The sequence below is a fragment of the Prevotella sp. MA2016 genome, from assembly GCF_000619825.1.
GTDB lineage: Bacteria > Bacteroidota > Bacteroidia > Bacteroidales > Bacteroidaceae > Prevotella.
Genome location: NZ_KK211036.1, coordinates 660744 through 684211, shown reverse-complemented (window position 1 = coordinate 684211; position 23468 = coordinate 660744). Strand labels below are relative to the sequence as shown.

Below are 23468 nucleotides of genomic sequence, written 5' to 3'. Positions count from 1 at the left end.
TCATCATTTCATGGTGTTGTCGCGTTGTCCAAGAAAGGCTATGATAGGCTCAATCTCGTGTGGGCGAGCCTGTATCAGCAGATGATCGCCGTGGTGCAGCACCGTGTCATCGTCGGGGTGCACGATGCAGTTCGACGAGTCAGCCAGTCGAATCTCGCGCACCACAAACCGACGACTAATCAGTTTCTCTACCTTGCCCAGCGTCAGTCCCTCGATGCTGTCGTGTTCCACCGTAACGGCAAACTTGCGCTCGCGGTTGTGCTGCAGGTACCAGTAGAGGCACACAAATAACACAGAAAATTCTCCCAAAACAATAAACCAACTAGAAAACATAATACCTAATACCTAATACATTAATTAAAACAGTTATATTTCTTTTTTCCGGGTGCAAAGGTACGGCTTTTCTCATTACCAGCATCACATTGGCTATGACTTGTGCCGAACGCCACGATTTACATCAAGACGAATGCTGCTATCGGAAAAAACGATAGCAAAGCGCTATGGCAAATGCATATTTTTTGTTACCTTTGCACGCGCAATTATAATATAAAGGTAAAGAATATCATGGAAATCAGACAATTAAGGTACTTTCTACGTGTGGCCGAAACGCTCAACTTCTCGCAGGCTGCCCGCGAACTGTTTATCACGCAGAGCACCCTGTCGCAGCAGATACTGCATCTGGAGCAGGAACTTGACGAACAGCTCTTTGTGCGCAACAGCCACGAGGTGATGCTGACCGAGGCGGGAGAGATACTGCTGCCCATGGCGCGCGAGAGCGTACACATGGTGGACAACTGTGTGCTGCGACTGCAGGAACTGAAACAGTTGCTCACGGGCGAACTGAACATCGGTGTAACCTTCTCGTTCAGCAGCATCATGGCCGAGGCGATGACCGACTTTATGCGGCAGCACCCAAAGGTGAAACTATCGGTGTGCTACTCGTCGATGGAGGACCTGATAGAGCGACTGCTGCGCCACGAGCTCGACCTGGTGCTGGCTTTCAAACCCAACGAGGCCGACACGAGAATAAAGAGCACGCTGCTGTTTAACAACCGACTGGCGGCTGTGGTGAACGATCAGCACCCGCTGGCTGCCGAGAAGAGCATGACGCTGGAAGAGCTGCAGCGCTATCCGCTGGTGCTGCCCACCAAGGGCCTGCAAGCACGAAAGGCTTTCGACCGGCTGACGGCGCAGAGCGGACTGGAATATAACCTGAAGGCCGAAATCAATAATGTGAGCCTGATATTCAAGTTTGTGCACAAAACCAAGTATGTGACCGTGCTTTCAGAATCGACAGTTATCGACGAGCAGGGACTTACGGCCATACCCATCATAGCCGAGGGCAACGGTATGGAGGGCTGCATACACACACTAAAGAACGGCTACCAGAAGGCAGCCGCTCGAGAGTTTATCAGTATGGTGAATAAGAGTGTGGCTACTTATTTCACCAGCGTCTTCTTACCATCGATGATGTAAATGCCGGCAGGCAGACTGCTGGCAGATGCATTCTGCAGGCGTGTGCCGCTCAGGGTGTAGATGCCCTGTTGAGCACGGAGTGGCTGGTCGGCCTCGAGATGGGTGATGCCGCTATGCAGCTCGCCACCCAGACCGCGCACAAATCCGGCATACACGTGCTTGCGGTAGTAGCTCAGATCCCAGATGCCCACAGGCTCGCCGCCGCGCCAACCGCTGTTATCGGGGGCATCGGTGGGGCACCATTGGCAGATGCTCCATTGCTGTGAGGCAGGCACTATGCGCAGATACTCCTGGATAATCCACTCATACAGGTCGGCCATAGCCTTATGTTCCTTCTCGGTGAGCTGACTGGTCTTTACAGAGCCGCCCCATTTGTTGGAACCGCGCACATAGCCCATGTCCATCTCGCTCACACGAACCCACTTGCCGGTGGCGGCCATCAGTTCAAACATCTTGGTGATGTGGGCCTTGGCATTCTTCTGGAGGTTGGCATCCTCGTAGCAGCTGATGTGCATCTGGGTGCCGATACCATCAATCTTGGTCACACCGTCAGCCTCCCATTTCTTGATCCAGTTGATGAGCGACTTGAGTTTCTTGTTGTCGTCCCAGTCTGACTCCAGATTGTAGTCGTTGATGAAGAGCACCACATCCTCAGGTCCGTACTTGCGGGCCAGTCGGCATGCCTGGCGAACGTAGTCCAGGTCGCCCATGAAATCTTGCCAGTAGAAGGCGTCGCCACCTACATCCCAGGTGCCTTTCTTATAGCCGTCGGAGTGCTGTAGCACGTAGTTACCCTCGCCGTCGTTGCCATCGCCAGCTATGGCCTCGTTCACCAGGTCCCAGGCCTTCACCTTGCCGTCGCAGGCTTCCATCATGCCCTTAATCCACTTGTCCATAGCATATACCAGCGTGTCGTGGCGCTCCTGTTCGGTTTGAGGAATGGTCTTACCGGTATAGCCCTCAAACTGGATGTTCTTGATATAGATATCACCCACAAAATCACCACATTGCAGCAGCAGGAAATTGTTGGCGAAGCCTGGTTTGTATTCCACCTCGACATCCTTCCACTCGGTGGTGAAAGGTATCTCTGGGCAGTAGGCATCGTTCCAAGGGTCCTGCAGGTCGCCAGCCATCTTGCTGTGCAGCTTGCCATCCTTCGAGCCCTTCACCGTCATCGTCATCTTGTAGGTCTTGCCCACTTGTGTGGGGATATTCTCCATCACAATAAACTGTACGTCCCAGAAGTTGGTGGTTTCTTTGTCGCGATGGATTGTCAGTCCGTTGGTTGAGTCGTACTTCGGCGTGCCCACACCCTGGTTCCAGCCAATCTTCTGGTCTTTGCGCAGATCTTTCGAAGCAATCACAGAGAGCACCTCTTCCGAATTGGGATCGGGCTTGTCGGCCATCAGACTGCGCAACCACGCGTTGGGCTGCTGCGAGTGCCAGGCCAGCGTGTGGCCATACACAGCGAGTCCGGCTTCGGTAGCTGCGGTTACATACTGCTTCACCATGTCGAAATTCATGTCGCCATTATTGTTCACGCAACTGGCCATCTTCATGGCGTTGCCCGCTACGGTCTCCGTGAAATTCTGGTTGATGAGCTTCTTGAATGTGGCGTTGTTAAGATAATCGCTTACGGTTGTACCGGCACCAAGCTTGAAGTTAGGATACTTTTCGTGGTTGATGTAGTCCTTAAGTGCGTGATACTCGTCAAGGTAACGGTAGTTGTCGTTGTTAGGTTTGCCCTGTTCGAATTTCTCTTGCGCCACAGTCGACAGGGCCAGACTTGCGGCAAGCGTTAATAGGTAAAATTTCTTCATAATAGATACATAGTTGATGATTAATTAGATGGTGCAAAGGTACAAAAGAATTTTGAGAATAAGCAAGGATTGAGCAAAAAAAGAGGTGAAACTTTGCAGTTCCACCTCAATAGTATAGAGTAGGGGATTCGGAAATCCCCTAAACTTTCGAGAATATTAATCCTCCCAGTTCTCCTGGCTCTTGCGGATGTAGCTCTTGTAGCGGAGCTGTGCCATGCGCTGAGCCTCGGCGAAGAGCTCCTCGGCCTCGTTAGGATAAGCCTTCTTAACTGACAGGTAACGAACCTCGCCGAGCAGGAAGTCGTGGAAGTTCTCCCAGTTAGGCTCCTTAGAATCGAGTGAGAATGGGTTCTTGCCTTCCTCAGCCAGAGCTGGGTTGAAGCGCCACAGGTGCCAGTAACCGCACTCAACAGCCTTCTTCTCCTCGGCCTGGCTCTTACCCATACCACCCTTGGCCTTCAAGCCGTGGTTGATACATGGAGCGTAGGCGATGATGATTGAAGGTCCGTGCCAAGCCTCGGCCTCGCGGATAGCCTTCAGGGTCTGAGCGTGGTCAGCACCCATAGCAATCTGAGCTACATATACATAACCGTAGGTGGTAGCAATCATACCCAGATCCTTCTTGCGGATGCGCTTACCCTGAGCAGCGAACTGAGCGATAGCACCAAGAGGAGTAGCCTTAGAAGCCTGACCACCGGTGTTAGAGTAAACCTCAGTATCGAGCACGAGGATGTTAACGTCCTCACCAGAAGCAATCACGTGGTCGAGACCACCGTAACCGATATCGTAAGAAGCACCGTCACCACCGATGATCCACTGGCTGCGCTTTACGAGGTAGTGGTCGAGAGTCTTCAGCTCGGTGCAAACTGGGCAACCAGCGGCAGCACCAGCTGCAATCTGCTCGCGAAGCTTTGGAGCAATCTCCTTGGTCTTCTCGGCATCGTCCTTATTGTCGATCCACTCCTGAGCCAGAGCCTTATACTCAGCGCTGGTCTTATCGCTATCAATCATCTCCTGCAGCAGCTTAGCTACGCGCTCCTTCATCTTCTTGTTACCAAGAGCCATACCCAGACCGAACTCGCAGAAGTCCTCGAACAGAGAGTTGTTGAATACAGGACCCTGACCCTTCTCGTTCTTAGTGTAAGGTGTAGAAGGAATAGAAGCAGAGTAGATTGAAGAACATCCAGTAGCGTTGGCAATCATCTGACGGTCACCGAACAGCTGAGAAATCAGCTTAACGTATGGAGTCTCACCGCAACCAGAGCATGCGCCAGAGAACTCGAACAGAGGCTGAGCGAACTGTGAGTTCTTAACGTTGCTCTTGATGTCAACGAGGTTCTGCTTGCTCTTAACGTTCTTAACCAGGTACTCCCAGTTCTTAGCCTCCTGAACCATGTCGGCTGCATCAGGATTGAATGGAGCCATGGTGAGAGCCTTACCAGTCTTAGGATTGCCTGGGCAGATGTCGGCACAGTTACCGCAACCCAGACAGTCGAGTACTGAAGTCTCGATGCGGAAGTGCATGCCCTTCATAGCGGCAGGAGCCTTCATCTCGAGAGTGTCGGCAGCAGCGGCGAAGCCCTTCAGCTCCTCGTCGTCGAGAACGAATGGACGGATAGCAGCGTGAGGACAGATGTAAGCACACTGGTTACACTGGATACAGTTGTCCTTGTTCCAAACAGGAACGAAGGCCTCAACACCACGCTTCTCGTAAGCGGCTGTACCAACCTCCCAAGAACCGTCGACGGTGTTGTGCTTAACGAAGTCAGAAACCTTCAGCAGGTCGCCGGCCTGAGCGTTGATAGGACGAACCAACTCCTTAACGAATGCAGGAGCGTTGTCGGCCTTAGGCTCATCGTCAGCCAGGTTAGCCCACTCAGGCTTAACTGTGAGCTGAACATACTCGCCACCACGATCGATAGCTGCGTAGTTCTTATCAACAACATCCTGACCCTTAGCACCGTAAGACTTCAGGGCGGCAGCCTTCATCTTCTCAACAGCGAGCTCTACGGGGATTACGCCGGTGATACGGAAGAATGCGCTCTGCAGGATAGTGTTGGTGCGGTTGCCCAGACCAATCTCCTGTGCAATCTTTGTAGCGTTGATGGTATATACAGTAATGTTGTTCTGTGCGAAGTAGCGCTTTACCTTGTTAGGCATGAACTTCTCGAGCTCGTCGGCGTCGAAGATAGTGTTCAGCAGGAACTGACCGTTCTTCTGCAGACCGCGAGTTACGTCGTACATGTGCAGGTAAGCCTGTACGTGGCAAGCCACGAAGTTAGGTGTGGTTACCAGATAGGTAGAGCGGATAGGTGTATCACCGAAACGCAGGTGAGAGCAGGTGAAACCTCCTGACTTCTTAGAGTCGTAAGAGAAGTATGCCTGGCAGTACTTGTCGGTGTTGTCACCAATAATCTTAACTGAGTTCTTGTTAGCACCTACGGTACCATCGGCACCCAGACCGTAGAACTTAGCCTGGAACATGCCAGCACCACCGAGAGCAATCTCCTCAACCTCAGGCAGAGAGGTGAAGGTAACGTCGTCTACGATACCAACTGTGAAGTGGTTCTTTGGCTCGGGCATAGCGAGGTTGTTGAACACGCTGATGATCTGAGCAGGTGTGGTGTCGCGGCTACCAAGACCGTAGCGACCACCTACGATAACAGGGCGATCCTTAACATCGTAGAAGGCATCCTTCACGTCGAGGTACAGAGGCTCGCCGTTAGCGCCTGGCTCCTTAGTGCGGTCCAGAACGGCAATCTTCTTAACTGTCTTAGGAACAGCTGCCAGCAGGTGCTTAACTGAGAATGGACGATACAGGTGAACTGAAATCATACCAACCTTCTGACCGTTAGCGTTCAGGTAGTCGATAGCCTCGCGAGCTGCATCAGTAGCAGAACCCATGAGGATAATCATGCGATCAGCATCCTCGGCTCCATAGTAAGAGAAGAGGTGATACTCACGACCAGTAATCTTAGAGATCTCGCCCAGATACTTCTCTACTACCTCAGGAACAGCATCGTAGTAAGGATTGCTGGCCTCGCGGTGGGTGAAGAAGGTCTCAGGGTTCTCGGCTGTACCGCGTGTTACAGGGCGCTCAGGGCTCATAGCACGATCGCGGAAACGCTTGATGTACTCTTCCTTTACGAGTGGACGGATATCCTCCTGATCCATCATCTCAATCTTGTGATACTCGTGAGAGGTGCGGAAACCATCGAAGAAGTTAACGAAAGGTACGCAGGTCTCGAGAGTAGCCAGGTGAGGAACAGCTGTAAGGTCCATCACCTCCTGTACTGAACCAGAGCAGAACATAGCAAAACCGGTCTGACGGCAAGCCATTACGTCCTGGTGGTCGCCAAAGATACACAGAGAGTGTGAAGCCAGCGTACGGGCAGATACGTCGAATACGCAAGGAATCAGCTCACCGGCAATTTTATACATGTTAGGAATCATCAGGAGCAGACCCTGAGATGCGGTGAAAGTAGTGGTGAGAGCACCAGCCTGCAGCGAACCGTGAACGGCACCGGCAGCACCAGCCTCTGACTGCATTTCCTGAACTGAGACGTTCTGGCCCCACAGGTTCTTACGACCGCGGGCAGCCCACTCGTCAACATGCTCCGCCATTGGCGAAGACGGGGTGATGGGGTAGATAGCTGCTACCTCCGAGAACATATAGCTCACATGAGCTGCTGCCTCGTTACCATCACAGGTGATAAACTTTTTTTCTTTAGCCATTGTTTGTAATAACAATAAAAATGAATAACTAAATGTGTAAAATTATTTTTGTAGAAAGTGAATTCTTAGTAGAGGAATCCCAGCAGCCATAAAGGTATCTGGTTATCCTTGCCAACCTCCGTGTTGTAGCGCGCGTAGATCACGTCGGGCTGCGAATGAAACTTGCCGGAGGTCTTGGCATCCAGTACGCGGAACTTCAGTTTTTCGTCCACGATATACTGGGCATCGCGCGTGCTGCAGCTGTTCACCTTGTGGTCTTTCCACATGCAGTTCACAAAGAATGTCTCCATAGCCTCCTGCTTTTCTACCTTGATAGGGTAGATGGCATACATGAGATTAGAGTTGTGGAGCATGATCTTTGCTGGCTTCTTGGGGAACTCCTGACCCACAGGATACAGGATGTTGAGCAGGCGAGCGTCGGCCAGATTCTTGATGTAGTTCATGACCGTGGCGCGACTGGTTTCGATATCCTGCGCCAGCTTGCTCACATTGGGAGCCTTGCTCGAACCGTCTTCGGCTATCTCATAGAATAGCTTCTTGATCTTGGTGAGATACTTCAGCTCTATCTGCTTGATGAGCAGAATATCCACCTCGGTCATCATGTTCATCGTCTTCAGCAGGTTCTCGCTATAGTTGCGATCTTCCTGGAAGAAGGGGTAGAAACCATGATGGATATAATCCTGGAAATACTTGTTGGGCGAGGCCTTGGGCAGAATCTGCTTGATGATTCGCTCGGGATTCTCCATGATCTCTTCGAAAGAGTAAGGTCTGAAGTTGTTGCCCGTCATCAAGTTGAGAAACTCGCGGAACGAGAATCCGCGCAGATTGTAGCTCTTCACGATGCCATTCAGTTCGGGGTTCTCGTCCTTCAGGCGCATCACGCTCGAACCAGTAAACACAATCTTGAGATTGGGGTACAGATCATAACACTTGCGGAGCTCGCTACTCCAGTTGGGCTGCTTAAACACCTGGTCGATGAGCAATACGCGACCGCCGTGCTTGTAGAAGTTGCCTGCAAAATCGGCTATACCCTGACCCTGAAAGTAGAAGTTGTTCATATTGATATACAGGCATTGCTTGTCTTGTATATCAAAATTCTCCTTGGCATATTGTAGAAGAAAGGTGGTCTTGCCGACACCTCGTGTACCTTTGATACCAATCATGCGGTCGGTCCAGTTAATCTCATCCATAAGAATGCGACGAACCGGTGCATTTACATGCTCTACGAGATATCTGTGCGTCCTGAAAAAAGCTTCCATTCCTGCTTGATTTGTTTCCGTTTACTTTTAAAAGTGCTGCAAAGTTACACATTTTATCTTAAATTGCAAAGTCTAACTTGCAAAATCTCAAAAAAAAATAGTAATTTTGCGCCAAAATTAGGAAAAATGACAAAATTATACGTATTTAATCCAGAACACGACCTCGCTTTGGCTGCAAACATGTCAAACTTCACAGCGCCGCATGCCGGCAGAAAGCTCAGATTTGATTTAGGATATATACCTGCTCTTTGGGCTGGAGAGGATGATTATGTGTTGGTGGATGATGTGGAAAAGGCCATGATGTCGTATGGCCGACTGAGGGCAAAGATAGGTGGCACACCCAAAAAGTTTGTAGATAAGACGCAGTTGCATCACCTATATATAAATAAGGTGGAACCTTGGGGATGGGATTTGGCGCTGCGCTCATTCTTGATTCGCAATGGGGTGGATGCATCTATCCTGCCCACCGAGGATGAGATAGCCGAGATTCGCAACTTGTCGCATCGCCAGCAGGCTGTGGGTATGCTCAGTCAGTTGCAACTGCCCGGAACTATTGGTAGCTCTTGGTGTGCCAGCACGATAGATGAGGTGAAGCAGGCGCTGGCCAGCCATGGGCGCATCGTGGTGAAAGCTCCGTGGAGCAGTAGTGGGCGAGGGGTGCGATTCATGGCGGATGCCCTGGATACCTATCAGGAGCGCTGGATCAGTAATATCATAGAAAAGCAGGGCTGCGTAACCATCGAGCCCTATTATAATAAGGTGAAAGACTTCGGTATGGAGTTTGAGAGTGATGGTGAGGGCAGCGTGAGATATCTGGGACTATCCCTCTTTCAGACTAGGAATGGCGCCTATACGGGCAACCTGATAGCTACCGAAGATGAGAAACAGCAGATTCTAAATGCTTATGTTTCAGATGATTTGCTGTTTAGCGTTCAAGAAAACATTTGTAAGTATATGGGCTGCTTGTTGAAGGGTAAGTATCAAGGTCCGTTTGGTGTTGACATGATGATTGTGGCTAAGCCTGATAAGGATGGGTTCTTGCTGCAGCCTTGTGTAGAGATCAACCTGAGGCGAACGATGGGGCATGTGGCACTATCCATTCCGCCTTTTAAGGATGGATTCACACGCGTGATGCATGTTGAACTGACGGACAAATATCGGGTAAGCGTTCGCAAACGATAGATATAAAAAAAAAGAGAATGGCTCACGAAAAGTCATTCTCTCTTTTTATAATCAGGTGTAATCTTACTCGATAACAATCAGAGCGTCGTCTTCCATTACACTCTCACCAACCTTTACGCAGATAGCGGTTACCTTACCATCCTTCTCGGCGGTCAGGTTGTTGGCCATCTTCATTGCTTCCAATACAACTACGGTGTCGCCGGCCTTTACCTCCTGACCCTCTGATACCAGGATGTCGGTGATGACACCAGGCAGAGGAGCCTTTACGGCATTAGCCTTATTGACAGCAGATTTGTTGGCTGTTGGAGCATCGTCGGTAGCAGCTGCTGTGGCAGCCTTGATAACAGGCTTTTTCTTCTCAGGTTCTGCCTGCTTTTCCATTTCAACGGTGTACTCTTCGCCGTTCACGGTCAGAGTTGCAATATTGTCATTAATATCGCCAACTACAACCTCATACTTATTACCATTGATTGTATATTTGTATTCTTTCATTTTTATGGATGTTGAGTGAATGATTGTGCATAGCCGTTCCACTGGGTGGGGTGAGCGTTAATTGTGATAATGCCTGTTTCAACGTCGTGAACGTTGTTTCCCAGATGCTCGTGCAGAGCCAAGGCTATAGCAGCATATACTTCTTTATTCATAATTATTAATGTCAATTATCAATTACATAGGAATGTTACCATGCTTCTTAGCGGGCAGCGAGTCGCGCTTGGTAGCAAGCTGAGCCAGACCGCGGCAGATGCGGAAACGGGTGTTGCGAGGCTCAATCACATCATCGATGTAGCCATACTTGGCTGCCTGATATGGATTTGCGAAGAGCTCGTTGTACTCGTCCTCCTTCTCGGCGATGAATGCCTTAACATCCTCACCAGCCTCTTTCTTGGCCTTGGCCTCCTTAGCATACAGCACAGCGGCAGCACCTGATGCACCCATAACGGCAATCTCGGCTGATGGCCATGCGTAGTTAAGGTCGGTATGCAGCTGCTTAGAGCCCATAACGATGTGAGAACCACCGTACGACTTACGCAGGGTGACAGTAATCTTGGGAACAGTAGCCTCGCCGTAAGCGTAGAGCAGCTGAGCACCGTGCAGGATAACGGCGTTGTACTCCTGACCTGTACCAGGCAGGAATCCAGGAACGTCAACCAGCGATACGATAGGAATATTGAAGGCGTCGCAGAAACGAACGAAACGGGCACCCTTGCGGCTGGCGTTTACGTCGAGCACACCAGCGTAGCAAGCAGGCTGGTTGGCTACGATACCTACGCTCTGACCATTGAAGCGAGCGAAACCAACGATGATGTTCTTGGCAAACTTAGGCTGTACCTCGAAGAACTCGCCGTTGTCGGTAATAGCTGCGATAACCTTGTACATATCGTATGCCTCGTTGGGGTTCTCTGGGATAATCTCGTTCAGAGTGTCCTCCATACGGTTGATAGGATCGGTGCAAGGCTTCAGAGGAGCGGTCTCCATGTTGTTTGATGGGATGTAGCTCAGCAGAGTCTTGATCATCTGCAGACCCTCTTCCTCGGTCTTAGCGGTGAAGTGGGTAACACCCGACTTGGTGGCGTGAACAGATGCACCACCCAGGTGCTCCTGGTCGATATCCTCGCCAGTAACGGTCTTTACTACCTTTGGACCAGTCAAGAACATATATGATGTGCCTTCCATCATCAGGGTGAAGTCGGTCAGGGCAGGGCTGTAAACAGAACCACCGGCGCAAGGACCGAAAATACCTGAAATCTGTGGGATAACACCCGAAGCCAGAATGTTACGCTCGAAAATCTCGGCGAAACCTGCCAGCGAGTTGATACCCTCCTGAATACGTGCACCACCCGAATCGTTGATGCCGATAACAGGAGCGCCCATCTTCATGGCCATATCCATTACCTTACAAATCTTCTGGCTCATGGTTTCTGACAGAGAACCAGCATGAACGGTGAAGTCCTGTGCGAATACAAATACCAGGCGACCGTCGATAGTACCTGAACCGGCTACAACACCATCGCCAAGGAACTGCTTCTTCTCCATACCGAAGTTATGGCAGCGATGCTCCTTAAACATATCGTACTCTTCGAATGAACCCTCGTCGAGCAGCATCTCTATACGCTCACGAGCGGTGTATTTACCGCGATCGTGCTGTTTCTGAATTGCTTTCTCACCTCCACCAAGACGCGCCTGCTCGCGCTTCTCGATGAGCTGCTTGATTTTTTCTAATTGTTTGCTCATTTCTTTTTCTAATTCAATATTTTAAATTTTTCAATTCTTAAATTTTTCAATTCTTAAATTCTTAGATTCTTCACTTTTACTCCGGATGCTCGCACAACTCTGTAAGAACGCCTGCGGTTGATTTGGGGTGAAGGAATGCAATGTTCAAGCCTTCGGCACCCTTGCGTGGCTTCTCGTCAATCAGGCGAACACCCTTCTCTGATACCTCAGCCAAAGCTTTTGCTACGCCATCCTCGATGCAGAATGCAACGTGATGAACTCCTTTGTTGCCCTTGTCGAGCCACTTCTGGATGGTGCTCTCGGGTGATGTGGGCTCCAGCAGCTCCAGCTTAACCTCTCCACACTTCAAGAAGGCAGTCTTCACTTTCTGGTCTTCAACCACCTCTGTTGCATAACACTCCAGACCCAGCACGTCGGTAAAGAACGGCAGGCTTTCCTCAATGCTCTGGACGGCAATGCCCAGATGCTCAATGTGCGAAATCTTCATAACTTTAAAAATTAGAATTAATATTTCGAGATGCAAAGATACAAAACTAAAATGAGAATTCGGTGTTATTTTGCTTTTTTTTAATAAAAATAGAGATTGTGATGCCGAAAGCGGTCACAATCTCTATGATTATTCATCTTTTATCTAATCTTTTTACCGATTGAATGGGTTGGTGTAGATTTTTGACTCTACATAAGAATCCAACCATGCGCCGTAGTTGTTGGCGTTGTTGGCCCATGTTCTGAATGCGGTATAAGCGTTGATGATGCTGGTTAGCTCGATGGGGTAGTTGAAGTCGCCAGGTACGATCAGCGCGTAAGGGGCATTTCCCATCTTGGGTACATGAATCTCGTTGCCACCTCGGGTCACGTTCCGGATATAGATATTGCTCAGGAACTGTGGAATGGTGGTTTGCTCGCTCACTTGATATACGGCACTCTTTACCGGGATGAGCGGTTCTGAGGGCTGTGTGTTTACAAAGACGCTGCTGGCAACACCGAAAAGTTCGTGTACTTCTTTGTTGTTCAGCTCGGTTCCGCTCACCAGCGAACCTTCTATGCCTTCGATATAAACCTGATCCAGGGCACCTGTAGCGATGAGCGATAACTCGAGTGTGTTGCTGCTTAAGCGTACACAGCGGAGCACTACATCGTTCATGTCGTAGTCGGCTACCTGAGGACGGTCCTCGAAACACATAGTGAACGGCTGGCCTTCAACCTCCTGCACGTCATCAAACATCATACCGCTTCGGCCTGTTAGCTCGATGATCATATCGCTGAAGTTGGTGTCGCTACCATCCTCAAAGGCAAGGTAGGTCTTATTGTTGGCGTTAAACATCGCAATTCGCGTGTCGTTGTCCTTCATGCTATACGTTATCTTTGCGGTGCTGAAATGGTCGGGGAAGTTGTTGATACATCTGTTCAGTTCGCCATAGCCAAATGTGCAACCGTTATTTTTAGCTCTCATGAAGCCCATGCGTGTTGAAGTTGCGCGTGGCGTATTGGCCTTTCTCAGCATGAATCCCACTTTATAGCCTGCAGGGATGCAGTCGCTCACGGCGGCATGATCTACAGGGTCGGCCTCTATTGTAACAGATGCGGGAATGTCGATACCGGTGGTATTGGTGTAAGGCTCGAATACCCAGTCGATGATTTTACCATCATTGGGGGCCTTATTGGTGGCAATGCGGTTGTTGTCTTTCTTATCGGTGGCACCTACAATCTGCGTGTGCGTGTTGTCGCGCCAGATGCGTTTTGTGCCGTCGTTGTTGGTGGTTACATAGAATGGTTCTTCCTTTATAAACAAAGGCTCGGTGGTAAAGATGGTGCCCCAATCGCTTTTCTCATCAACATAATCCTTACCTGTGCTTGTGAAGAATTTCTTGGCACCGATATTGTAGAACAGGCATTTTCCGTCGCCTAATTCGTAAATCTGCCAGAGCTGATTGGCTATGTTGGCATCATTGTCGGCATAGGCTGATGCCAGTTTGTCGCCGTTGTAAACGTCGTTGTTCAAATAGGTCAGGTAGTCTTTATGATTAGATGCAGTCTTGCCAACGTTGCGAATACGGTAAACGCCAGTTGTTGAAATGTTGACTGTCGGTACCTTAAAATCACCATAATATGGCAACAGGTATTCGTGAACCTTAAAGAAATCCTCTACTTTCTTGATGCTGCTGGCAGTACGGGTGTAACTGCAGGGGATAGCTTTAAACTTAGGCAGCTGCTTAATATACTTAATATAGTCGGCGGTGTCGCTGGGAACAGCCTGAGGATTGTAGTAATAATAGAACAAATCGCAATTAGGTATGTCGGTCGAGGCCATCTGAACGGGAATAAGCGTGATGGGCTGTCCTTCGCTTGTCAAATGATTATTAAAGAGCTTGACAGCTGAGCTGTTGCGGATAGGTGCGAGATTGTCAACTCTGGTTCCGTCTGAATTCTTCTTGCGCGAAAGCCATTTGTTGAAAATGGCTGTCAGCGTGTTCTGCTCATCTTGGGTGATGGGGGCGATGTTTCTGACAACTGTGCCCTGAACAACGCTCCAATCGTTGCTCATGTGACTGTCTGTAGACAACTGCCACATTCGCTCGTTCTCCCAATTAGAGTTGAGCCAGAGATCAATAGAATTATTCTTGAGTACTCTGAGAGAAGCGCTCTCGTTGGCTGTAGTCACAATCTTTGAATTAATCGTTCTGGCGGCGTTGATAGACCAGACTGTGCTGTCGGCATCCAGCGTCAATCCGCTTACGTCGATGCCTGCTGCGGCACGGGTCAGCGCGCGAGTTGTGGCTACTGGAGTAGAGAAACTTACTTGCGGGGTGCCGGCTTCAAACGGCTTGATGTAGTAGTGCCCCTTGCTGTCAACACAGGCGGCAATCAGCGTCTCGGTTCCGCGAGGTGCATCGTAATGGAGCGATATCACCTGGCCGGCTGTTGCATCGGCTTCGGCCAGCACCATGGCGTTTTCGTTGAAAAATGGCGATTCTGTCAGAATCTGTACTTTTGCAATGTCATCCAGTTCGGCATCGGCGGTCACGCTAACTGTTCCTGAGGTATAGGTGTGCCAATCCTGATTTGGGTCGATAATGCCAAAAATGTTCTGGGCGTTCTCGTTGATCTCCTCGGTGGTATCATAGTTGAGCTCCTGAGAACAACTACTAACTATGAGTAGTGAGGCTATAGACAAAATTGTTATCTTTTTCATTTTGAATATTATTTTAGTTCTATTATGCAGTATTTTTGCAACTTGATTTTATTTGCAAAGATAGCTAATTTTGTCTATATACGCGCGTTTTTATCCTTTTATAATTGAATATTTAACGTATTTTTACAAATCTATTGAGATTTTACCGTTGATTTGGCGTCCTGTCAGGTAGTTGGGTACGGCCCATTGTGTGGAGTTGATATCTGTCACCCAATAATAGCTGTTCGCGTTGGATATGCCAAATAGATTCAGACAGTCTATCCCAAGCCAGAGTCCTTTAATGCCCTTGGATTGCTTGAGCGCGCAGTAGCTCATGCCGATGTCGGCACGCTTGTAAGCGGGGGCTCTGAACTGTTGCTGTTCCAAGCCTTTGTGGGGGGCTCCGAATGGCAGACCGTCGGCTAATGCCAGGCGGAGCGTCATCTTCCATCGTTCGGTGCCTGGGAAATAATCGGTAAAATGCAGGTTTACTGCCCAGCGTTGGTCGGTGGGTAGCGGTATCCATTTGTCGTTGTGCTTCTGGCGTGTGCTCATGAGTGAGAATGTGAGCCATGAGTCGCTGCCTGGCACAAATTCGCCATATAGCTTCAGGTCGAGTCCTGTGGCATATCCTTTGTTCTGATTGTCGCCGTAATAGGTGATCTTCATGTTTTGCACGTTGTATGGAATCAGGTTGGATAGTGCCTTGTAGTATGCCTCGGCAGTAAACTTGAAGGGACGGTTCAACAGCTTGAAACGGTAGTCGGCTGCAGCAATGATGTGTATGGACTGCTGGCTTTTGATATGGCTGTTCAATATGGCTGTTGTGATGCCGTTGATAGTCGTGGTGTCGCGCATTTCTTTGAAGAATGGCGCCTGGTAATACAAGCCTGTTGCAAACCTGAAAGTTAGGTCATTATTGAAGGCTGGTACAATGGCTAATGAGGCTCTTGGAGATACGGTTGTTTCTTTGTTGTAGCTCCAGTTGGCTATTCTCACACCATAGTTCAGGGTGTAATAGCTGTTGCCTTTCGACCATCGGTAGCTGTCTTGCAAGTAAGCCTCGATTCTGTTGCTCCTGATGTCGTTCTGAGCGTTCAGGGTGTATATAAGATTGAGCTTGTCGGCAGAGTGGGGAATAGAATAGCCGCTCGAATCTCGCATTTCGTATTCGCGTGACTGCTCTTTGATATGCTCGCGCTTGAAGCTCAAACCTACTTCGTAGTTATGATGTCGTGTCTGGTGGCGCCCAATCAACTTGAAATTGATAACGTCGGCTGTCAGATAATTGCGGGCATGCTCCATGTAAGTGCCTATGCCTAAGTCTTCTTGTGTCTGGGTGTCATTCAGCCAGTATTGGCCGGCTATATCGTATGTTTCGCGCTCTTTAGTGTGAAAGGCTGATGTAATAAACTTTATACTTGTTGAATCGGTGATTTTGCGAGTGATGCCTAACGCTCCGAACAAGGTGTTGAAACGGTCCTTTTCCTGTCCGTCAAAGTAAACCTTGAACGACTTGATGTTACTCATCGTGCCAAACTTCGTCTCTCTGTCTTCTGGCTTGAAATTATAATGATTATCGGCAATGTTGCCAATAAAATCAATATTCCATCTTTTGTTTGGATTATAGCTGATATATGACTGGTAATCAATAAAATATGGTCTGTATTCGCCCGTTGTTTCTAATGTGCCCAACAGATGGCGCGTTGTTTTGTATCTGATGCCGTGAGTCATGGAGAAGTTCTTGTTGCCGTAGCCGATGAAGCCGCTTGCACCAAGCAGAGAGGCTGAAGCGTTTGCTTCGAAACCTTTCATGTGCCGATAGGTGATGTCTAAAACCGACGACATCTTGTCGCCGTATTTCGCTTCATATCCACCTGTAGAAAAGCCGATTTTTTCAACCATGCTGGGATTGATGACCGACAGACCTTCTTGCTGGCCGCTACTTATCAATAGCGGTCGGTAAACTTCTACCTGATTGATATAAACAGAGTTCTCATTGAATGAGCCTCCGCGTACATTGTATTGCGACGAAAGCTCATTATGACTCGAAACGCCAGCTTGCTGCTGTATCAGTTCCTCAACGGCGTTGCCTGTGGCAGAAGGGGCGTTCTTGAGGTTTTTCGCATTCAGTTGCTCCGTTTGTGAGGTCTGCCTTCTCTGTTGGGTGACCGTTACCTCGCTCAGGGTTGCTGCCGGATGCATCACAATCTGTACCGTCATCTTGCCCTTGGGGCGTCTGAACACGCGCTTTCTTACGCCGTAGCCCACCATCGTAAACTTAACTGCTACCGAGTCGGCTGTGCTCAAACCAATACTGAACTCGCCTTTCAGATTACTCATGGTAACTTTTCCCTGGGCCACACACGATACTGTTACCAATTCAAGCGCATGGCCTTCTTCGTCGATAACTTTCCCTTTCAGGGTGAAGTCGTCGGCAAGTGTTGTCATGGTGTGTGTCATGAGCACCATGATGCTGATGAATAACTTAAAAATATGTCTCATTCTGACATATATAACGCAAAAAACATGTTTTTATTTGCTATAATTTAATTTTTTCTTGGCAGTTTCGACAAAAATGTCTATTTTTGCACTATAAAACCATCAAATTGTTAGGAAAATGAAGAAAATTCTACTCACAACCTATCTTTTACTGTTCAGTTTCTTACTGGCAGTTGCTGCTCCTGTAGACGAACAATCAGCTCGCAAAATTGCAGGTGCATTCTTGCAGAGTAATAAATATGGCTTTACCCGTTCTGTTGCTGATTATGAGCTGACACGTGCTATTACAGGTGTTGCCGATGGTGAAGATGCAGGTATTTATGTATTTAATATAGATAAAGGTTTCGTAGTGGTAAGTGCCAACGATGAGCTGCCTGCTATACTGGCTTATGGTACAGGCGAAGCTTACGATGCTAAGACGGCTCCTGAAGCTATGAAGTTTATTCTTAAAGCTTATCATCAAACTGCTAATAGCGTGGTTAAGACGCGTGCTGCCGTTTCTACTCATTCTGATATCTCGCCTTTGATAACTACTAAATGGGATCAGGGGGCTCCTTATAATATGTATTGTCCGGAGGTGGATGGTGTGAAATGCCCAACGGGTTGCGTGGCTACTGCTATGTCGCAACTTATGTATTATCATAAGTGGCCGGAGTCATTCGACTGGAATGCCATGAAAACGACATATACTGAAGCCGACGATAGTGATGCAGCTAAAGCTGTGGCAAAATTGATGAGTGATGTGGGTAAGAATGTTTTTATGAAGTACCAAGCAGATCAATCTAGTGCTTCTAATGTTGAAATTAGTGAGGTTTTGCGTAATATTTATCACTACTCAGAATCCACAGATTATATCACACGCTCGTGCTATACGCCTGCTTCATGGGATGAGGTGATTTATAATGAGTTGGCTGCCAAGCGCCCTGTGCTATATTCTGCCCAATCTGTTTCTTCTGCTGATGGAATGGGGGGGCATGCTTTTTTGCTGGATGGATATCAGGCAAAAGACGGAGTTGGATATTATCATGTGAATTGGGGATGGGGCGGATATAGTGACAACTATTTCCTTATTTCTGTTCTTAATCCTCGAGAAGAATATACAGGAGGTAATGCGGGATCAAGTGGCTACTCGATTTTGCAAGCTGCTGTCGTTGGTGCAGAAAAAGGAGATGCTGGTGCAGAAACTTCCTATAGATTGGAAATTGGAAGTATGGATATTCTGGATGATAAAGGAGTCTATACACGATCATCTACTTCTGTTAATTTCCCTGCCTTCCAGGTGGTGGTGAGTTGTTTTAATGTAAACCAACCGGATGCTCGACAGTATGATCTGGCTTGTGCATTATATAAGGGGGATGAACTGTTGCAGATACTTGATTCGTGTTCCCTGAAAGACATTACTGGGGGTGATCCTTTAGAATGTAATCTTGGTTACAGTGGAATTGGAACTGGGTCTTTAATATTAGGCAAGGGGCTTGCCAATGGTACATATCAGCTGCGCATGTTGAGTCGTGAAACTGGTAAGAAGAAATGGCATTGGGCAATGAGTGCCACTTGTCGATATGTGGAACTCACAATCGATGGCAGGAATATGATGACAACGACTTACGGAAGGGATTCAGAGACTTATAATTCGTGGTTTAAAGTCAATTCTGTCAAAGTAAGTGAGAATTGTGAAGTTGGTAAGCCGATGACTATTACAGTAAATCTGACTGATAAAAATAAGGTGAGCAATGCGCCGATTTACCTCTATGGTAATGCCAGTTTGGCTCTCGGCGAAGATCAATTCCAGTTGCTTGCAGGTTGTGGTACCAATCTTGAAGCAGGTCAGACGGGTGATGTGGTGCTGGAATATACACCACAGCGTGCCGGAAAATTTGTGTTCTATCTTAGCGGCGATCCCGAAGAGTTGACTGATTCGCTCTATCGTTTCGAAGTAAATGTATCGGGATTTGCCCTAGTGATGGATATGGAAGTTGAAAACGCAAAGTCAACTTCTTCAGGAATGAATGAGGTGCCCGGCACTTCATTCAAGGGTACGCTTCATTTTTCTAACTATGGTAGCTTAGCGTATGACAAGGGTGTGAATTTGAGTTTCTATGGCGGCGCATCTGTCAATGCGATGGAGTCTCTTGGTTCAAAAAAAGAAGCGCTTGACCTGCAGATAGGTGAGTCGAAGGATATTGCATTCAGTTATGATAATCTTACCGTTGGTAATTATTATATGCTGCTTGTTACTGCCTTTGACGGAGAGAATACTAAACCTCTTAATTACGAAGATGCTGGCGATGGTTATATCAGATTTTACTATAACGTCATTTACCTGCTTACGCAAGATACTGCCATCAAGGATATCATGTTTGATACCGAAGATGCCATCGTATATGATATGCGCGGCGTAAGAGTGGGCAAGGCGTCTGATCTGAAGAGCCTGCCTAAGGGTATATACATTATTAATAAAAAGAAAGTTGTAAACAGATAATTATTTAGGATTATGATAGAATATATGATGCAACATCTCTGGCAGTTGTGGGCTGTAGTAGCCGTGATTTGCCTGATTCTGGAGCTCACAGCTGGCGACTTCTTTATCATCTGCTTTGCTATAGGAGCGGTGCCTGCTGCTGTTGTGGCAGCTCTCGGAGCCGGAACCTATTACCAGATTGTGGTTTTTGCTGTAGTTTCCCTCGCTAGCATATTCTATGTGCGCCCATTTGCCAAGCGTTATCTGCATAAAGGCGAAGACAAGCGTGTCAGTAATGCTGAAGCATTGTTAGGCCGTCAGGGTAGAGTGGTTGAGGCAATAGCTGATGGCGGGTCTGGTCGCGTGCAGATAGATGGCGACATATGGAAGGCAGTTGCTGTCGGACAGACAGAAATACCTGAAGGTGCAAATGTCGTAGTAGTAGATCGTACCTCTACTATCATTACTGTTGAAATAGTGAAATAGAAATAAAAACTAAAAGATTAAATTATGGATATAATGTCTTACATCTTGATAGCCATCGTGGTTTGCGTGGTTATCTTTGCCAAAATGGCACTTGTTATTATTCCTCAGTCAGAAACCAAGATCATTGAACGTCTGGGTCGTTACTATGCTACGCTCCAGCCTGGTATCAACATCATTATCCCGTTTATCGATAGAGCCAAGTCGATAGTCGTTCTTCATCACGGGCGCTATATGTACTCCACTACTATCGATCTGCGTGAACAGGTGTACGACTTCCCAAAACAGAATGTGATTACAAAGGATAATGTGCAGACAGAGATTAATGCGCTGCTGTATTTCCAGATTGTAGATCCCTTCAAGGCTACATACGAGATTAATAACTTGCCTAATGCGATTGAGAAACTTACGCAGACTACCCTGCGTAACATTATTGGTGAACTGGAGCTCGATGAAACACTTACTTCGCGTGACACTATCAACAAAAAGTTGAGTGCTGTGCTCGATGATGCTACCGATAAATGGGGCGTGAAGGTGAATCGTGTAGAGTTGCAGGATATCACACCTCCCGACTCTGTGCTTACTGCGATGGAAAAGCAGATGCAGGCCGAGCGTAATAAGCGTGCACAGATTCTTACTTCTGAAGGTCAGAAAGCTGCCGAAATCCTTGCATCTGAAGGTGAGAAAACAGCCATAGTAAATAAGGCTGAGGCTGCCAAGCAGCAGGCTATCCTCCAAGCTGAAGGTGAGGCGCAGGCACGTATCCGTAAGGCTGAGGCTGAGGCTAAGGCTATCGAACTCATCACTCAGGCCGTAGGTAAGAGCACCAATCCAGCCAACTATCTGCTTGCTCAGAAGTATATCCAGATGATGCAGGAGTTGGCCGAAGGTGATAAGACCAAAACCGTTTATCTGCCGTACGAGGCTACTAACCTCCTCGGTTCGATAGGTGGTATTAAAGATTTGTTTAAAGCAGAATAATAGCAACACAATAATACATGGTACATAACATTTTCAAAGGGTTGGGCATTGCGCTCATAACCCCATTCAAGGAAGACGGTTCGGTTGACTATGATGCGCTGATACGTCTCGTAGATTATCAGCTCAACAATGGTGCCGATTTCTTCTGCATCCTGGCTACAACAGGTGAGACGCCTACATTGACTCGCGAGGAAAAGCAGAAGATAAAGGACTTGGTGGTGGATTACGTTCAGGCGCGCGTTCCTATTCTTATAGGATGCGGTGGCAACAATACTGCTGCTGTGGTTGAAGAACTGAAAACTGCCGACTTTAAGGGTATCGATGGCGTGCTGAGCGTTTGTCCTTATTACAACAAACCCTCGCAGGAAGGTTTATATCAGCACTTTAAAGCCATCGCCGCTGCCACATCATTACCGGTGGTTCTTTATAATGTGCCTGGTCGTACAGGCGTAAATCTCCAGGCTGCAACTACCGTTCGTTTGGCACGCGACTGTCAGAATATCGTAGCCATCAAGGAGGCTAGTGGCAATCTGGAGCAGGTGGATGAGATTATCAAAAACAAACCAGCCGATTTCGATGTGATCTCAGGCGATGATTCTCTCACCTTCCCAATGGTAAGCTGTGGTGCTGTAGGCGTGATATCTGTTATTGGAAATGCCTTGCCCAAGGAGTTCTCACGAATGATTCGTTTGCAGATGCGTGGTGAGTATGATCCGGCTAGAACCATTCATCATCGATTCACAGATCTGTTTTCACTACTGTTCGTAGATGGCAATCCCGCAGGTGTAAAGGCCATGCTTTCAGAGATGGGCTTTATACAGAATGTACTTCGCTTGCCATTGGTACCTATGCGCATTAATAATATGCAGCGCATGTCAGAGATACTGAAAGAACTGAAAATATGATAGAGAGCAAAGTCATACACGAAATTACCCAGTTAACAGGGAAGGATGTCTTGTATATAGCTGAACGACATAAAAAGGAGTTCACTTATCCTATCCATAACCATAAGGTGTTCGAACTTAACTTCGTAGAGCATGCCCCAGGCGTTCGTCGCATTGTGGGCGACTCTAACGAAGTGATAGGGGATTACGACCTGGTACTTATTACTAGTCCTGACCTGGAGCACGTGTGGGAGCAAGGTACTTGCAATAGCGAGGATATCCATGAGATTACTGTGCATTTTGAGTTTGATTTCTCTGAAGATAGCATCTTTGCTCGAAATCCGTTTGCTTCTGTCAGACAGATGATGCAGGAAGCACGCAAAGGTCTTAGCTTCCCGATGGATGCCATTATGCGTGTTTATCGCCAACTCAATTCGCTGAGTACCATTAAAGATGGATTTTATGCTTTCATGCAGTTTCTTACCATTCTCTATGAACTGTCAAAGTGTGATGGCGCGCATACGCTAGCCTCTAGTAGTTTTGCTAAGATTGAGGTTTCTAGCGACAGTAGGAGAGTGCAGAAGGTGAAAAACTATATTGATCAGAATTATACAAAGGAAATCCGACTCACCACGCTGGCCGATTTGGCTGGTATGAGTCCGTCGGCCTTCAGTCGTTTCTTTAAATTGCACACCGGGCGTAATCTGAGTGAGTATATTATCGACCAGCGATTGGGATATGCCAGCCGCATGCTGGTGGATAGTACAAATTCTGTGTCGGAAATCAGTTATGCTTGCGGGTTCAACAACCTGAGCAATTTTAATCGCATTTTTAAGAAACGTAAGGGGTGTAGTCCTACAGAATTCCGCGAAAACTACCATAAAACGCGAATTATCGTGTAGAAATGAACTTTTTTTAGAAAAAAGCCAGTAAAAGTTTGGTGGTTTCAAAAAAAGTCCGTACCTTTGCACCCGCAAATCAGAAATGATGGAATTTCGGTTCCGTAGCTCAACTGAATAGAGCATCTGACTACGGATCAGAAGGTTGTGGGTTTGAATCCCGCCGGAATCACTAAGAGAGAGGTTTTTGATACCTCTCTCTTTTATTGTAAATTAGCAAAGAAGATTTCTTATGTTGTTTCCAATTCAACTATTTTAGGTAGCAGTTCAATCTCGAGTGCTTCTTCAATAATTGCTCTCATATAATAATACTTAAATAATGGTGCAAAGATACTGAATTTACCGCATTTTATGGTATTTTTGCAAACAGATTTTTTTAAAA

The 23468-nt window shown here is 47.7% G+C and carries 17 protein-coding genes and 1 tRNA gene; 8 read left to right on the top strand and 10 right to left on the bottom strand.

What is annotated here, in order from left to right:
* Nucleotides 1-3: 3 nt before the first annotated feature.
* Entirely contained in the window at nucleotides 4-294 is a 291-nt protein-coding gene (locus T360_RS0113775) for a hypothetical protein (RefSeq protein ID WP_155949592.1), read from the bottom strand.
* Nucleotides 295-564: 270 nt separating this feature from the next.
* Between T360_RS0113775 and T360_RS0113770 the strand changes: the two genes are divergently transcribed.
* Complete coding sequence (locus tag T360_RS0113770; protein ID WP_028913295.1) at nucleotides 565-1476, top strand: LysR substrate-binding domain-containing protein; 912 nt, start codon at nucleotides 565-567, stop codon at nucleotides 1474-1476.
* Here T360_RS0113770 and T360_RS0113765 read toward each other — a convergent pair.
* From T360_RS0113765 to T360_RS0113755, 3 genes are all read right to left on the bottom strand, one after another.
* On the bottom strand, nucleotides 1440-3296 hold the full coding sequence (locus T360_RS0113765) for an endo-1,4-beta-xylanase (RefSeq protein WP_028913294.1): 1857 nt from the start codon (nucleotides 3294-3296) through the stop codon (nucleotides 1440-1442). The two genes, T360_RS0113770 and T360_RS0113765, sit on opposite strands and share 37 nt — an antisense overlap.
* A 156-nt stretch (nucleotides 3297-3452) precedes the next feature.
* Nucleotides 3453-7031, bottom strand: a complete 3579-nt coding sequence (nifJ, locus tag T360_RS0113760) for a pyruvate:ferredoxin (flavodoxin) oxidoreductase (RefSeq protein WP_028913293.1) — start codon at nucleotides 7029-7031, stop codon at nucleotides 3453-3455.
* A 65-nt stretch (nucleotides 7032-7096) separates the two neighbouring features.
* Entirely contained in the window at nucleotides 7097-8290 is a 1194-nt protein-coding gene (locus T360_RS0113755; protein WP_028913292.1) for an ATP-binding protein, read from the bottom strand.
* 126 nt (nucleotides 8291-8416) lie between these two features.
* Between T360_RS0113755 and T360_RS15495 the strand changes: the two genes are divergently transcribed.
* A complete protein-coding gene (locus tag T360_RS15495; protein ID WP_036929608.1) occupies nucleotides 8417-9472 on the top strand; it encodes a hypothetical protein in 1056 nt (351 codons plus the stop codon).
* Between the two features lie 63 nt (nucleotides 9473-9535).
* On the opposite strand, the gene T360_RS0113745 is transcribed toward T360_RS15495, so the two are convergent.
* From T360_RS0113745 to T360_RS0113720, 6 genes are all read right to left on the bottom strand, one after another.
* Complete coding sequence (locus T360_RS0113745) at nucleotides 9536-9964, bottom strand: biotin/lipoyl-containing protein (RefSeq protein ID WP_028913291.1); 429 nt, start codon at nucleotides 9962-9964, stop codon at nucleotides 9536-9538.
* A gap of 2 nt (nucleotides 9965-9966) precedes the next feature.
* Nucleotides 9967-10116 carry a hypothetical protein gene (locus tag T360_RS16435; RefSeq protein WP_175549504.1) on the bottom strand — a complete coding sequence of 50 codons (150 nt, stop codon included), beginning with the start codon at nucleotides 10114-10116 and terminating at the stop codon, nucleotides 9967-9969.
* A 22-nt stretch (nucleotides 10117-10138) separates the two neighbouring features.
* Nucleotides 10139-11704: an acyl-CoA carboxylase subunit beta gene (locus tag T360_RS0113735; RefSeq protein ID WP_028913290.1), complete on the bottom strand. Its 1566-nt coding sequence runs from the start codon at nucleotides 11702-11704 to the stop codon at nucleotides 10139-10141.
* Nucleotides 11705-11780: 76 nt separating this feature from the next.
* Complete coding sequence (gene mce, locus T360_RS0113730; protein WP_028913289.1) at nucleotides 11781-12191, bottom strand: methylmalonyl-CoA epimerase; 411 nt, start codon at nucleotides 12189-12191, stop codon at nucleotides 11781-11783.
* A gap of 153 nt (nucleotides 12192-12344) precedes the next feature.
* Nucleotides 12345-14897: a DUF4842 domain-containing protein gene (locus T360_RS0113725; protein WP_028913288.1), complete on the bottom strand. Its 2553-nt coding sequence runs from the start codon at nucleotides 14895-14897 to the stop codon at nucleotides 12345-12347.
* Nucleotides 14898-15020: 123 nt separating this feature from the next.
* The gene (locus T360_RS0113720; protein ID WP_028913287.1) at nucleotides 15021-17381 is read right to left on the bottom strand and encodes a carboxypeptidase-like regulatory domain-containing protein; all 2361 of its coding nucleotides are present in this window, start codon (nucleotides 17379-17381) and stop codon (nucleotides 15021-15023) included.
* Between the two features lie 115 nt (nucleotides 17382-17496).
* Between T360_RS0113720 and T360_RS0113715 the strand changes: the two genes are divergently transcribed.
* The 6 genes from T360_RS0113715 (at nucleotide 17497) to T360_RS0113690 (ending at nucleotide 23258) form a co-directional block, all read left to right on the top strand.
* Nucleotides 17497-19860, top strand: a complete 2364-nt coding sequence (locus T360_RS0113715; protein ID WP_028913286.1) for a C10 family peptidase — start codon at nucleotides 17497-17499, stop codon at nucleotides 19858-19860.
* Nucleotides 19861-19872: 12 nt separating this feature from the next.
* Nucleotides 19873-20325 (top strand): NfeD family protein, encoded by a 453-nt coding sequence (locus T360_RS0113710; RefSeq protein ID WP_028913285.1) that lies wholly within the window; start codon nucleotides 19873-19875, stop codon nucleotides 20323-20325.
* Nucleotides 20326-20349: 24 nt separating this feature from the next.
* The gene (locus T360_RS0113705) at nucleotides 20350-21303 is read left to right on the top strand and encodes an SPFH domain-containing protein (RefSeq protein ID WP_013064961.1); all 954 of its coding nucleotides are present in this window, start codon (nucleotides 20350-20352) and stop codon (nucleotides 21301-21303) included.
* Nucleotides 21304-21320: 17 nt separating this feature from the next.
* Nucleotides 21321-22208, top strand: coding sequence for a 4-hydroxy-tetrahydrodipicolinate synthase (gene dapA, locus T360_RS0113700; protein ID WP_028913284.1), 888 nt, complete (start codon nucleotides 21321-21323; stop codon nucleotides 22206-22208).
* Complete coding sequence (locus T360_RS0113695; RefSeq protein ID WP_036929604.1) at nucleotides 22205-23089, top strand: AraC family transcriptional regulator; 885 nt, start codon at nucleotides 22205-22207, stop codon at nucleotides 23087-23089. Before dapA ends, T360_RS0113695 begins: the two co-directional genes overlap by 4 nt.
* A 95-nt stretch (nucleotides 23090-23184) precedes the next feature.
* Nucleotides 23185-23258: transfer RNA gene (locus T360_RS0113690), tRNA-Arg, on the top strand.
* Nucleotides 23259-23468 lie beyond the last annotated feature (210 nt).

What these genes read in the sequence shown, in the direction of transcription:
- T360_RS0113765 (WP_028913294.1), bottom strand. Translation starts at nt 3,296, where the DNA reads ATGAAGAAATTTTACCTATTAACGCTTGCCGCAAGTCTGGCCCTGTCG.
- T360_RS0113705 (WP_013064961.1), top strand. Translation starts at nt 20,350, where the DNA reads ATGGATATAATGTCTTACATCTTGATAGCCATCGTGGTTTGCGTGGTT.
- dapA (WP_028913284.1), top strand. Translation starts at nt 21,321, where the DNA reads ATGGTACATAACATTTTCAAAGGGTTGGGCATTGCGCTCATAACCCCA.
- T360_RS0113715 (WP_028913286.1), top strand. Translation starts at nt 17,497, where the DNA reads ATGAAGAAAATTCTACTCACAACCTATCTTTTACTGTTCAGTTTCTTA.
- T360_RS0113745 (WP_028913291.1), bottom strand. Translation starts at nt 9,964, where the DNA reads ATGAAAGAATACAAATATACAATCAATGGTAATAAGTATGAGGTTGTA.
- T360_RS0113725 (WP_028913288.1), bottom strand. Translation starts at nt 14,897, where the DNA reads ATGAAAAAGATAACAATTTTGTCTATAGCCTCACTACTCATAGTTAGT.
- T360_RS0113770 (WP_028913295.1), top strand. Translation starts at nt 565, where the DNA reads ATGGAAATCAGACAATTAAGGTACTTTCTACGTGTGGCCGAAACGCTC.
- T360_RS15495 (WP_036929608.1), top strand. Translation starts at nt 8,417, where the DNA reads ATGACAAAATTATACGTATTTAATCCAGAACACGACCTCGCTTTGGCT.
- T360_RS0113720 (WP_028913287.1), bottom strand. Translation starts at nt 17,381, where the DNA reads ATGAGACATATTTTTAAGTTATTCATCAGCATCATGGTGCTCATGACA.
- T360_RS0113710 (WP_028913285.1), top strand. Translation starts at nt 19,873, where the DNA reads ATGATAGAATATATGATGCAACATCTCTGGCAGTTGTGGGCTGTAGTA.
- T360_RS16435 (WP_175549504.1), bottom strand. Translation starts at nt 10,116, where the DNA reads ATGAATAAAGAAGTATATGCTGCTATAGCCTTGGCTCTGCACGAGCAT.
- T360_RS0113695 (WP_036929604.1), top strand. Translation starts at nt 22,205, where the DNA reads ATGATAGAGAGCAAAGTCATACACGAAATTACCCAGTTAACAGGGAAG.
- T360_RS0113755 (WP_028913292.1), bottom strand. Translation starts at nt 8,290, where the DNA reads ATGGAAGCTTTTTTCAGGACGCACAGATATCTCGTAGAGCATGTAAAT.
- mce (WP_028913289.1), bottom strand. Translation starts at nt 12,191, where the DNA reads ATGAAGATTTCGCACATTGAGCATCTGGGCATTGCCGTCCAGAGCATT.
- nifJ (WP_028913293.1), bottom strand. Translation starts at nt 7,031, where the DNA reads ATGGCTAAAGAAAAAAAGTTTATCACCTGTGATGGTAACGAGGCAGCA.
- T360_RS0113735 (WP_028913290.1), bottom strand. Translation starts at nt 11,704, where the DNA reads ATGAGCAAACAATTAGAAAAAATCAAGCAGCTCATCGAGAAGCGCGAG.